The sequence below is a fragment of the Actinomyces oris genome, assembly GCF_001937445.1.
GTDB classification, from domain to species: Bacteria; Actinomycetota; Actinomycetes; order Actinomycetales; family Actinomycetaceae; genus Actinomyces; species Actinomyces acetigenes.
The window spans coordinates 69,610-81,710 of sequence record NZ_MSKS01000006.1 but is presented as its reverse complement, the minus strand read 5'-3'; the positions used below and the strand labels follow the sequence as shown (position 1 = coordinate 81,710).

8 protein-coding genes and 1 tRNA gene are annotated in these 12,101 nt (G+C 67.6%); 2 read left to right on the top strand and 7 right to left on the bottom strand.

Annotated features, from left to right (window positions below; all coding sequences use genetic code 11):
• Window positions 1-70: 70 nt before the first annotated feature.
• From uvrB to polA, 6 genes are all read right to left on the bottom strand, one after another.
• Entirely contained in the window at window positions 71-2,167 is a 2,097-nt protein-coding gene (gene uvrB / locus BKH20_RS01765) for an excinuclease ABC subunit UvrB (protein ID WP_075389690.1), read from the bottom strand.
• Window positions 2,168-2,518: 351 nt separating this feature from the next.
• Entirely contained in the window at window positions 2,519-3,250 is a 732-nt protein-coding gene (locus BKH20_RS01760) for a transcriptional initiation protein Tat (protein ID WP_075389689.1), read from the bottom strand.
• Between the two features lie 112 nt (window positions 3,251-3,362).
• Window positions 3,363-4,013: a dephospho-CoA kinase gene (coaE, locus tag BKH20_RS01755; protein WP_256692978.1), complete on the bottom strand. Its 651-nt coding sequence runs from the start codon at window positions 4,011-4,013 to the stop codon at window positions 3,363-3,365.
• Window positions 4,014-4,101: 88 nt separating this feature from the next.
• Complete coding sequence (locus tag BKH20_RS01750; RefSeq protein ID WP_075389687.1) at window positions 4,102-5,847, bottom strand: hypothetical protein; 1,746 nt, start codon at window positions 5,845-5,847, stop codon at window positions 4,102-4,104.
• A gap of 200 nt (window positions 5,848-6,047) precedes the next feature.
• Window positions 6,048-7,502 carry a 30S ribosomal protein S1 gene (gene rpsA / locus BKH20_RS01745; protein WP_009393299.1) on the bottom strand — a complete coding sequence of 485 codons (1,455 nt, stop codon included), beginning with the start codon at window positions 7,500-7,502 and terminating at the stop codon, window positions 6,048-6,050.
• 310 nt (window positions 7,503-7,812) lie between these two features.
• The gene (polA, locus tag BKH20_RS01740) at window positions 7,813-10,650 is read right to left on the bottom strand and encodes a DNA polymerase I (RefSeq protein WP_075389686.1); all 2,838 of its coding nucleotides are present in this window, start codon (window positions 10,648-10,650) and stop codon (window positions 7,813-7,815) included.
• Between the two features lie 17 nt (window positions 10,651-10,667).
• Here polA and BKH20_RS01735 point away from each other — a divergent pair, with 17 nt between their 5' ends.
• Entirely contained in the window at window positions 10,668-11,306 is a 639-nt protein-coding gene (locus BKH20_RS01735) for a PaaI family thioesterase (RefSeq protein WP_256277305.1), read from the top strand.
• Between the two features lie 33 nt (window positions 11,307-11,339).
• Here BKH20_RS01735 and BKH20_RS01730 read toward each other — a convergent pair whose 3' ends face one another.
• A complete protein-coding gene (locus tag BKH20_RS01730; RefSeq protein WP_009405613.1) occupies window positions 11,340-11,948 on the bottom strand; it encodes an ANTAR domain-containing response regulator in 609 nt (202 codons plus the stop codon).
• Between the two features lie 54 nt (window positions 11,949-12,002).
• On the opposite strand from BKH20_RS01730, the gene BKH20_RS01725 reads away from it, so the two are divergent.
• Window positions 12,003-12,076, top strand: a tRNA-Leu gene (locus BKH20_RS01725).
• Window positions 12,077-12,101 lie beyond the last annotated feature (25 nt).

Genomic DNA, 12,101 nt, shown 5'->3' with positions numbered 1-12,101 from the left:
ATAACGTCCGAGAGTCTAACGGGGCGTTTCCTCTCGGCGTAGCCCCGCCGACGCACTCATGGCTGTGAGATCAGTCGGCGGCCTGCATGGCACGCAGCTCCTTCTTGAGGTCCTGGATCTCGTCACGCAGCCGGGCGGCGAGCTCGAAGTGGAGATCCTCGGCGGCGGCGTGCATCTGCTGGGTGAGCTCGTTGATGAGCTCGGCGAGGTCGCCCTGTGCCGCCCCGGCGAGCTTCTCGCGCACTGTGGCCTCGGCGGCGTGCTTGCGTCGGGCCCGCACCGATGAGTCCTCGTGGCCCCGGTAGCCGCCGGCCAGGAGGTCGGCGGTGTCGACGTCCTCACGGGCGAGCATGTCGGTGACGTCGGCGATCTTCTTGCGCAGCGGTTGCGGGTCGATGCCGTGCTCGGCGTTGTAGGCCAGCTGCTTGGTGCGGCGGCGCTCAGTCTCCTCGATGGCCTCGGCCATGGCCGGGGTGATGGTGTCGGCGTACATGTGGACCTCGCCGGAGACGTTGCGGGCGGCACGTCCGATGGTCTGCACCAGGGAACGGGTCGAGCGCAGGAAGCCCTCCTTGTCCGCGTCCAGGATGGACACGAGCGAGACCTCCGGCAGGTCCAGGCCCTCACGCAGCAGGTTGATGCCCACCAGGACGTCGAAGCGCCCCAGCCGCAGCTCGCGCAGGAGCTCGACGCGTCGCAGCGTGTCAACGTCGGAGTGGAGGTACTCCACGCGCACGCCCCTCTCGGCGAGATAGGTGGTCAGGTCCTCGGCCATGCGCTTGGTCAGGGTGGTCACCAGGATCCGCTCCTGGCGCTCGACGCGGGTGCGCACCTCCTCGAGCAGGTCGTCGATCTGTCCCTGCGTGGGCTTGACGACGACCTTGGGGTCCACCAGTCCCGTGGGCCGGATGATCTGCTCGACGACGCCGTCGGAGCGCTGGGTCTCGTAGTCGCCCGGGGTGGCCGACAGGTAGACGGTCTGACCGACGCGGTCCTCGAACTCGGCGAAGGTCAGGGGGCGGTTGTCCAGTGCGGAGGGCAGACGGAACCCGTGCTCGACCAGGGTGCGCTTGCGGGAGGCGTCCCCCTCGTGCATGGCCCCGATCTGGGGGACGGTCACGTGGGACTCGTCGATGACGAGGAGGAAGTCCTCGGGGAAGTAGTCCAGGAGCGTGTTGGGCGGGGTGCCGGTCTCGCGCCCGTCGATGTGCAGGGAGTAGTTCTCGATCCCCGAGCACATGCCGATCTGCTGCAGCATCTCCAGGTCGTAGGTGGTGCGCATTCGCAGGCGCTGGGCCTCCAGGAGCCGGCCGTCGTGCTCGAGCTGGGCCAGGCGCTCGGCGAGCTCGGCCTCGATGCCCTCGATGGCCTTCTGCATGCGTTCGGGACCGGCCACGTAATGGGAGGCGGGGAAGACGAAGACCTGCTCGACGGTGTCGATGACGTTGCCGGTCACGGGGTGCAGCGTGGCCAGCGCCTCGATCTCGTCTCCGAAGAACTCGATGCGGATGGCGAGCTCCTCGTACATCGGGATGATCTCCACCGTGTCGCCGCGCACGCGGAAGGTGCCGCGGGTGAAGTCGATGTCGTTGCGGGTGTACTGCATCGTCACGAAGCGCCGCAGAAGATCGTCCCGGTCGATCTGCTGGCCCACCTCCAGGGGCGTCATCCGGTCCACGTACTCCTGGGGGGTGCCCAGGCCGTAGATGCAGGACACCGAGGAGACCACGACGACGTCTCGGCGGGTGAGCAGGGAGTTGGTGGCGCTGTGGCGCAGGCGCTCGACCTCGTCGTTGATGGAGGAGTCCTTCTCGATGAAGGTGTCCGTCTGTGGGACGTAGGCCTCGGGCTGGTAGTAGTCGTAGTAGGAGACGAAGTACTCCACCGCGTTGTTCGGGAGAAGCTCGCGGAACTCGGCGGCCATCTGGGCGGCCAGGGTCTTGTTCGGCTCCAGGATGAGGGTGGGGCGCTGGACCTGCTCGACGAGCCAGGCGGTCGTCGCGGACTTGCCGGTTCCCGTGGCACCGAGCAGGACGATGTCCTTCTCCCCCGCCCGGAGGCGCTCGGTCAGCTCGGCGATCGCCGTGGGCTGGTCACCGCTGGGCGTGTAGGGGCTGACGACCTCGAAGGGCTTGGCTGCGCGCTGGAGCTCGGTAACGGGACGCATACCCTCAGGCTACGCGGTCCGGCCGACACCATTGACACCTCTGATCGCGCGGGCGGCTCGTTCATCATCCTGCGATCCGGCTGTCACCACACAGATACGTTTTTGTGTCCAGGAAGGAACCTTCCAATCGAGTTCGCCTATTACGGTGATCTCCGCAGGACGCCGGGCCGTCCCGTTCCATGTTCATGTGGATACTCACTGGGCCCGCGTCTGCCCTGTCTTTTCCCCTGAGTCCAAGGAACTTTCATGGCTTTCATCGTCGCCGTCTCCGCCACCATCGTTGGCGCCCTCGGCCCTGCCCGCACCGCCTCCCGACGCAGCAGCTGCTCGGGCTGAGTCCGCTTTCCGGCTCTACCTCTCGGTTCCGCCCCACTCGACGGCGATGAATCCGGTCCGGGCGGGTGCGGGCACCAGCTTCTGCTCCCGAACCGCTGTCTGCGGCGCGTCCCCGACGACGATGTAGACCCGGATGAAGGTATCCGGGACGATCTCGGCACCCGAGGAGGGGTCTGTGAAGCGGTAGACGGCCTGGCGCGCGAACTCCTCAGAGGCGAAGGTGACCAGGGCTCTGCCCCGCTGGGCGATCCGCGGCCCCCAGAAGGTGATGAACTCGGCCGCCTCGCGCTCACTGAGCCCCAGGGTGGAGAGCTTGTCCTCCAGGAAACCGGTGACCGCATCCGCCTCGACGACGAAGCCCTCGTCCTGAGCGAGGGTGGCCGGCTCCTCCCCCTCCCAGAACAGTGACGGGTAGTGCCGCCCCGAGGCGTCGGTCAGGTCCCCGTCAGGTGCTGCCGTCACCTGCCACGCGACGCTGCCGTCGGCCTGCGTCTGCGGCGTCGGATAGGTGTAGGTCAGCGTCCCCTCATAGTCCAGGGACACCGAGAGGCCCATCGTCTTCGTGGGGTAGAGGTACAGGACCGGCTTCTTGGGCATGTCCCGTTCCGGCTCTGAGCTCGGTTCCTCAGTCGGCTCCCGGTTCTGCTGCTGGATGGCGGCACAGCCCGCGAGCATCCCGCCCGCAGCAAGGCCGCCGAGCAGCAGAAGGCTCCGACGAGCGGGAGTCTGTATCGGTGAAGGCGGCATGACGGTTCCTTTCGTAGAACTGTCCGGCCCGACGGCGTCCGGGGCGCCGTGGCTGCTCGCCTCACTGTAGGAGTGGGCGCGGTATCCGCCGATGGGAAGGCCTCCCCTGCCGTCAGGCGGTGGCTCCCGGCTCCAGGATCCGGGTGCTCCAGAGTCTGTCGACCTCGGCGCGCAGGTCCTCCAGCGTCCCAGAGTTGGACACGATGACATCGGCGACGGCTCGGCGTTCCTCGTCGGTGGCCTGCACGGCGATACGGGCCAGTGCCTCGTCACGAGTCATCCCTCGCGCGGTGAGCCGCTCCAGACGCAGCTCGAGCTCGGCCTCGACGACGACGACGAGATCGAACAGGTCCTGCATCTGCCCCTCGACAAGGAGAGGAACATCGTAGACCGCCACCTGCCCGGCCGGAACCGTGTCCATCCGAGCCCACGCCTCTGCTGCGATGAGGGGCAGGAGGAGCTCCTCCAGGCGCACACGGCGCAGGTCGTCGGAGAAGACCAGCAGTCCCAGGGCACTGCGGTCCAGGGAGCCGTCCGGGGCCAGGATTCCTTCCCCGAACTCGGCCACCACTGCCGCAAGACCGTCACTGCCCGGGCTGACGACGTCACGAGCGACCTCGTCGGCACTGGTCACGACCGCGCCACGCTCCTCGAGCAGGCAGGCCACCGTCGACTTGCCTGAACCAATGCCACCGGTGAGCCCCACGCGCAGGGCTCGATCCGTCGGACGGCGAATGGAACAGGGGGCAGGTGTGTGGCGCATGGTCCCATCATGCCGTGACCTGCCCGAGCCGGGCCAGCGCGCCGGCGATACTGGCGTCACCAGCGATACAAGGCGCGGCCTCGCCCTGTCAGTCGCCCGCTGAGGCCGCCCGACCGTCAGTCGTGATCGTCGTGGTTGATCCGGGTCGTCTTCTTCTTCCCCGGCCCCGCCCGTAGGGAGCGATGCGCTCCTCGACTCGGGCCAGCGACTCCACCGCGCCCTGCGGGGGACTCGCGCACCGGGAGGCCTGCTCCGAGGCCCGCGAGATGATCTCGCGGATGATCGGTGCGCGAGAGTGGTCCTCCTCCACCCCGTCAACCAGGACCTCCGCCAGCGCGGAGAGGACCTGCACGGCAACCAGAGGGTCGCCGACGGCGTCGACGAGTATCCCGCAGCGTTCTCCTGGCCGGTTCATCGGCCAGGATTCCATCGCCTCCCGGCACTGGCGCCATACCCGGCCGTTGGAAGCGCTGTCTCCACGAGCCTGAGCGGCGTGCGAGGCCAGAGCCAGGGCGGCGCAGGCCGTTTCCGTCCACCCTTGGCTCAGACTCAGCTCCGCCGTGTCGAGATGCTCCTTCTCCGCGCGTTCATTGGCGCCCAGTGCCGCCAGCAGCCGGCCGAAGGCCAGGCGGAGGTCGACGACCAGCTCCAGGGTGGAGTCGTCCACCACCTCCGACAGCGAGGCGCTGACCGTTTCCGCGGTCGACATGGCGCGCTGTCGCACCGACTCCATGCCATAGCCGCGAGACAGCGTGAGCAGCTCACGGACGTCCTTGAGCAGAGCACCCTGATTACGCAGCCGGGCGCGATCAGCCGGCACGGCGCTCGTCACCGTCCCGTAGGACCGGCTGGCCAGACCTGCGGCCTCGGCGGCCATGCGCATCTCAACCCGGTACGACACGCCATTGTTGCCGTTGCGGACGTCGAAGCGGTGGGCGATGCCACGCACGAAGGCGGTCATGACGTCATAGGCGTGGACAACGGTGTCCCAAGCCGTGAGCTCCAGGTTCCCCCACGGCGTCGTCCAGCTCAGCGAGGCACCCAGGGCATGCTTTCCGTAATCAGCCCGGTTGGCCTCCCGCATGACGAGAGCCAGTCCGACAGCGGTGTTCATCAGCTGCCAGGCCGAGGCCTCCGAGACGGCCTTCATGGGGCTGTGACGGATGAGCGCGATGGCCCGCTGCCACTGGGAGGACAGCCCCAGGTACTCGAGCCTGTCCGCCAGGCACTGGAGTGACACCACATCTGGAAGGTCGAGCCGGCTCAAGGAGACGAAGGCGTCCTCGGCCTCAACGAGCCGTTGGTGGGCCAGGTAGGGGACCAGCACCGCTCCCAGCCCCCGCGCGGTCTCCAGGGGATCAGCCTCGGCACGCTTCGGGGTGGCCGTGGCCGTGCTGATGACGCCGGAGTAGTCGTCATGCATGCGGGCGGTGGCCAGGACGGCTCCGGTGTCGGTCTTGCCGAAGGAGAAGAGTCTGGCCTCACGGAGCTGTTCGAGGGCCTCGTCCCTGAGGCCGAGGACGGCGGACAGCTCCACCTGGGCGTAGCGCAGTGGAAGCGTCGAGCAGCCGTGGGCGGCCCGAATCCCCTGACAGAAGGCGATCGCCTGTTCAAGGCTCTTCCTGCTCGTGTCCGGGTCCTGGCCCAGCTGAACCAGCCACGCCCGGTCGACGGCGCAGACCGCCTGCACCACCTGGTCGGGCGCGTTTCCCGCAGCCGCCCCTTCGCCGTCGTCGGCGGCGATCGCCTTCCACAGGGCCGCTGCAGCGGCGCGACTGGGGCAGACGGGGTCGACATCCTCCAGAGCACGGGCAATGTCGCCCCAATAGCTCATATCGTCTCCAACGGTCGTCACGTACAGGTTCCTGCTCCTGGGAGGCAGGGAGCGCCGGCCCCGGCCACAGCATGGCACAGGTGAGGTGCCCGAGCGATGGGGAGAAGGCACCGACATCTGAGGGTCTCTACCTGCAGAACAGGCAGAGACCCTCAGATGATGTCAGAGATCAGTTCTGATCAGTGAAGAGGTGCGGATGCTCAGTTACCAGTGAGCTTCTCGCGCAGAGCGGCCAGGGCCTCATCGGAGGCCAGCGTGCCAGAGGCCTCCGACGGAGCCGAGGAGTAGGAGGTGCCGCCCGCGGGGGCCGCCGGAGCACCGGACTCCTGCTCCTCCTCCAGGGCCTTGGCGACCTGGGCCTTGTGGGCCTCCCAGCGGGCGTGAGCAGCCGCGTACTCGGCCTCCCAGGCCTCGCGCTGGGCGTCGTAGCCCTCGAGCCACTCGTTGGTCTCCGGGTCGAAGCCCTCGGGGTACTTGTAGTTGCCCTGCTCGTCGTACTCGGCCGCCATTCCGTAGAGGCTGGGGTCGAAGTCCTCCGACGTCGGGTCGACTCCCTCGTTGGCCTGCTTCAGCGACAGGGAGATGCGACGACGCTCCAGGTCGATGTCGATGACCTTGACGAAGACCTCGTCTCCGACCTTGGCCACCTGCTCGGGGACCTCGACGTGACGCTGCGCCAGCTCGGAGATGTGGACCAGGCCTTCGATGCCGTCCTCGACGCGGACGAAGGCACCGAAGGGAACCAGCTTGGTGACCTTGCCGGGAACGACCTGGCCGATGGCGTGGGTCCGGGCGAAGGCCTGCCACGGGTCCTCCTGGGTCGCCTTGAGCGACAGGGAGACGCGCTCGCGGTCGAAGTCGACGTCCAGGACCTCGACCGTGACCTCGTTGCCGACCTCGACGACCTCGGAGGGGTGGTCGATGTGCTTCCAGGACAGCTCGGAGACGTGGACCAGACCGTCGACGCCGCCCAGGTCCACGAAGGCACCGAAGTTGACGATGGAGGACACGACACCGGAGCGGACCTGCCCCTTCTGCAGGGTCTGCAGGAAGTTGGTGCGGACCTCGGACTGGGTCTGCTCGAGCCAGGCGCGACGGGAGAGGACCACGTTGTTGCGGTTCTTGTCCAGCTCAATGATCTTCGCCTCGAGCTCACGGCCCACGTAGGGCTGGAGGTCGCGAACGCGACGCATCTCCACCAGGGAGGCGGGCAGGAAGCCGCGCAGGCCGATGTCCAGGATGAGGCCGCCCTTGACGACCTCGATGACGGAGCCGGTGACGACGCCGTCCTCCTCCTTGATGCGCTCGATGGTGCCCCAGGCGCGCTCGTACTGCGCGCGCTTCTTGCTCAGGAGCAGACGCCCTTCCTTGTCCTCCTTCTGCAGGACGAGGGCTTCGATCTCATCGCCGACGGAGACGATCTCATCGGGGTCGACGTCGTGCTTGATGGACAGCTCGCGAGCGAGGATGACGCCTTCGGTCTTGTAGCCGATGTCGAGGAGGACCTCATCACGGTCGACCTTGACGACAGTGCCCTCGACGATATCGCCGTCATCGAAGTACTTGATGGTCTCGTCAACGGCGGCGAGGATCTCCTCGGTCGAACCGATGTCGTTGACGGCGACCGGGGCGGGGCTGGGCGTAGTGGTTGTCATTGAGTGGATGCTCCGAATGCGGATAGTTGGATCGGGTTGATAGGGACTGCGCGCTCCCCAGTGACGTGGATCGGCCCGGACCAATTCATCATCCTGGTTGGATCAGTCTCATAGGAGACGCCCAGAAGCGCACGAGTAAACCTTAGCAGTACGTGACGAATCCGTAACTAGACGATGCTCAAGCATTATCCCGTACGTACGTGCAATCGCTCACGTCATCTGACGACTTGATGTCAAAAGGATGACGTGCCGATCTCATTCATATATCACCGGCTTCTTCGGCCAAGAGCGCGGGTCCTGGAAGGGTCCTCTAGTGGGCGGCCTCACGCCAGGTGCGTCCTCGTCCGACAGCGACGTCCAGGGGGACCGAGAGCTCTGCCGCCCCGCCCATCTGTTCCTTGAGGAGGGCCTCGACCGCCTCGGCCTCTCCGGGCGCGACCTCGATGAGGAGCTCGTCGTGGATCTGCAGGAGGATGCGGCTTGCCAGTGCCTGCTCGCTCAGCGCGCTGTCGACGTCGATCATGGCCTTCTTGACGATATCGGCGGCGCTGCCCTGGATAGGAGCGTTGAGGGCGGCCCGTTCAGCCATCTCACGGCGCTGCCGGTTGTCGCTGGTCAGGTCGGGCAGGTAGCGCCGGCGCCCGAACATCGTCTCGGTGTATCCGTCGCGGCGCGCCTGCTCCACGACGGACTCCAGGTAGTCGTGAACCTTCCCGAACCTGGCGAAGTAGGCGTTCCTCAGATCCGCCGCCTCGGCGTTGTCGATACCGAGCTGACGGGCCAGTCCGAAGGTCGACAGACCGTAGGCCAGTCCATAGCTCATGGCCTTGACGTGGCTGCGCTGCTGGGCGGTGACGTCCTCGACCCTGATGCCGTGGACGAGGGCGGCGACGTAGCGGTGCAGGTCCTCCCCGCTGCGGAAGGCCTCGATCAGCGCCTGGTCTGCGGACAGGTGCGCCATGATGCGCATCTCGATCTGGGAGTAGTCGGCGGTCATGAGGCACTCATAGCCCTCGCCGACGGTGAAGGCCTCGCGGATGCGCATCCCCTCCTCGTGACGGGCCGGGATGTTCTGCAGGTTGGGGTCGGTGGAGGACAGGCGCCCCGTGGCGGCGATGGTCTGCTGGAAGGTGGTGTGGATGCGACCGTCGGGCTGGATCGCCTTGCGCAGTCCCTCAACCGTCTGCCGCAGCTTGATGGCGTCGCGGTGCTCAAGAAGGTGCTCCAGGAAGGGGTGGGAGGTCTTGGCATACAGCCCGGCCAGGGCATCGGCGTCCGTGGTGTAGCCGGTCTTGGTCTTGCGGGTCTTGGGCATCTTCAGCTCGTCGAACAGGACGGCCTGGAGCTGCTTGGGACTGGAGAGGTTGAGCTCTCGCCCGGCGGCGGCGTAGGCGCCCTCAGCGGCGTGGGTCACGCGGGCGTCGAGCTCGGTCTGGCGGGCTTGGAGCACGGCGTCGTCGACGGCGATGCCGGCGTTCTCCATGACGGTCAGGGTCGCGGCCACGGGCATCTCCAGGTCGGTGAACAGTCCGGTGACATCACGAGCCGCCATCTGCTCATCGAGCACGGCCTGGAGCGGGAGCAGGGCGGCGGCCCGACGTGCACTGGCCAGGTGGGATGCGGGAACGGCCTCGGAGGTGAGGGCCTCGAGGTCGAAGGCGCTCTGGGAGTCGCCAGGGCCGCCGTCGCCCCTGGCTCCGTTCTCGTTGACGGAGGCCAGGTCGATGCCGAGCCAGCGCTGGGTGAGGGTGTCGACGTCGTAGCTGCGCTGCTCAGGGCGGCACAGGTAGCCGGCCAGCGAGGGATCTGCGACGACGCCGTCGAGTGTGAGCCCCCGGGCGCTCAGCGCGTGCCAGCTGCCCTTCGCGTCGGCGACGAGCTTGGGGCGCTCCACGTCGGACAGGAGCCGGGCCAGGACGGCTTCGTCCTCGGGCAGGATCTCGGCGAGATCGATGACGACCGCCCGAGAGCCATCGGACAGCGACACGAGCACGGCATCGCCCTCCACCGGCCTGAGGGCGCCGACAACATCGACACCCAGGGGGCGGGTGCCGTCGTCGCCATCTGCCGGCAGGCCGGCCTCCAACCAGTCAGCCAGCTGCCCCGCGGCGAGATCGTGTCCCAGCGAGACGATCTCCAGGTCGCTCAGTGCGTTCGAAGCGCCGGCTTCCTCTGCCTCGCCCGGCTCGGCGTGGTCGGAGGTGTCGGTGAAGCTCAGGATGCGCAGCGCCCGCTGGTGCAGGGTGCGGAACTCCAGGGCCTCGAACACGCGTGCCAGGCCGGCGCGGTCGGCGCCCGCAAGGCGCAGGTCGGTGCGCGGGACGACTCCGAGATCCAGGTCGGTGAGCAGGTGGTTGAGGCGGCGGTTGCGCACGACGTCGTCGAGGTGGTCGCGCAGCGACTGGCCGGCCTTGCCCTTGATCCGGTCCGCATGAGCGATGACGCCGTCGAGCCCGTCGTAGAGGTTGATCCACTTGGCGGCGGTCTTGGGGCCCACGCCCGGGACTCCGGGGAGGTTGTCGCTGGTCTCGCCGACCAGGGCGGCGAGGTGCGGGTAGCGCTCGGGCGTCACCCCATAGCGCTCCTCCACCTCCTGAGGCGTCATGCGACGCAGTGTTGACACGCCCTTGACCGGGTAGAGCACGGTGCACCGCTCGGTGACCGTCTGGAAGGAGTCGCGGTCTCCGGAGCAGATGAGGACCTCCATGCCCTCTGCCTGGGCAGAGGTCGCCAGGGTGGCCAGGATGTCGTCGGCCTCGTAGCCCGGCGCGGTCAGCGCTGTGACGCCCATGGCCTCCAGGACCTCCTGGATGAGCTCGACCTGCCCGAGGAAGGGCTGCGGCGTCTCATCGCGGGTTCCCTTGTACTCGGCGTACTCCTCAGTGCGGAAGGTGCCTCCCGGCAGGTCGAAGGCGACCGCCACGTGGGTGGGGCGCTCATTGTCCAGCAGCGACAGGAACATGGACACGAAGCCGTGGACGGCGTTGGTGGACTGCCCCGTCGACGTCGTGAAGTTGTCGACGGGCAGCGCGTAGAAGGCGCGGAAGGCCATCGAGTGTCCGTCAATGAGAAGAAGCCGTTCGGGTACCGGATCCGAGGGGGACTGAGGTGTTGGACTCGTCGCAGGGCTGGTCTCGGTGGTGCTCACCGTGCCAGCCTAGGCCCATGACCCATCCACAGTCCGACTCGCCCCTCTCCCCCATCAGCGTAGGGGGCTCCAGTGACTCTCAGGCCTCTCCTGCCTCCGCCGACTCCCCCGGCTCGCCGGCGGTCGTCGGGCCGCTGGGCCCCGTAGGCCGCGTCACTGCGGCCTCTTACTCCGGAGCGAGTGCCTCCGCCGTGGCCTTCCCGGACCCTGCCCGGCGCCCGTACCCGGATCCGCGTCCCGCGGGCTCTGCCGTCTCCGCCTCCTCAGCACTGCACGCGGTGCTGGAGGACAGTGAGGAGGGCACGCTCATGGAGACCCTCGGGATGGAGGTGGTGACTCGTGACGCGAATCGGACCGAGGTCCGGATGCCGGTCGATGGCGCCCGACAGGTCGTCGGAATCCTGCACGGCGGTGCCACCGCTGCGATCATTGAGACGGCTGCCTCCGTGGCCGCGCGCGCGGCAGCGCCCGACGGTGCCGTCCCGGTGGGGGCGGAGCTGACGGTCAGCCACCTGCGCTCCGTGTCCCAGGGCTGGGTGAAGGCCACCGCCGTTCCTCTTCACCGCGGCCGTCGCACCGTGGTCTACCAGGTGACGGTCACTGACGACGAGGAGCGGACCATCGCCGTCGGGACGCTGCGCAGCCTGTTCACCTGAGGCGCCGCTCCGCAGAGGGCGATCAGTGGGCGCTTAGTCCTTCTTGGCCGAACCGACCTGTTCGATGACGGCGTCGGCCACCTCGCGCATGGTCAGACGCCGGTTCATGGAGGTCTTCTGCAGCCAGCGGAACGCCTCCGGCTCGCTCAGCCCCATGCGCTCCATGAGCAGTCCCTTGGCCCGGTCAACGCGTTTACGGGTCTCGAAGCGCTCGGTGAGGTCGGAGATCTCACTCTCCAGGGAGAGGATCTCCTCGTGCCGTGACATGGCGATCTCAAGTGCCGGGATGAGATCCGCCGGGGTGAAGGGCTTGACGACGTAGGCCATGGCGCCGGCGGCGCTGGCTCGTTCGACGAGCTCGGTCTGGGAGAAGGCGGTCAGCATGACGACGGCGCAGTTGTGCTTCTCGAGAATCCTCTCCGCCGCGGTGATGCCGTCGGTCACCGGCATCTTGACGTCAAGAACACACAGGTCAGGGTCATGCTCATCAGCCAGGCGGACAGCCTCCTCACCGTCTGCGGCCTCCGCGACGATCTCGTAGCCGGCGTCGGTGAGAGTCTCGACGATGTCAAGGCGGATGAGGGTCTCGTCCTCGGCGACGAGCACCCGGCGGGACTTGGTGGTGCTGGACTCATTGCTCACGGCTGCGATCCTAGTATGATCTCGCTGTTAGCGCCCCCGCAGAGCCGGCGGCGTGCCTCCGTAGCCCAATTGGCAGAGGCATCCGACTCAAAATCGGAGTGTTGTGGGTTCGAGTCCCACCGGAGGTACTCATGAACTGAAGGGGGCTCCCAC

What these genes read in the sequence shown, in the direction of transcription:
- uvrB (WP_075389690.1), bottom strand. Translation starts at nt 2,167, where the DNA reads ATGCGTCCCGTTACCGAGCTCCAGCGCGCAGCCAAGCCCTTCGAGGTC.
- BKH20_RS01760 (WP_075389689.1), bottom strand. Translation starts at nt 3,250, where the DNA reads ATGCCGCCTTCACCGATACAGACTCCCGCTCGTCGGAGCCTTCTGCTG.
- coaE (WP_256692978.1), bottom strand. Translation starts at nt 4,013, where the DNA reads ATGCGCCACACACCTGCCCCCTGTTCCATTCGCCGTCCGACGGATCGA.
- BKH20_RS01750 (WP_075389687.1), bottom strand. Translation starts at nt 5,847, where the DNA reads ATGAGCTATTGGGGCGACATTGCCCGTGCTCTGGAGGATGTCGACCCC.
- rpsA (WP_009393299.1), bottom strand. Translation starts at nt 7,502, where the DNA reads ATGACAACCACTACGCCCAGCCCCGCCCCGGTCGCCGTCAACGACATC.
- BKH20_RS01735 (WP_256277305.1), top strand. Translation starts at nt 10,668, where the DNA reads ATGACCCATCCACAGTCCGACTCGCCCCTCTCCCCCATCAGCGTAGGG.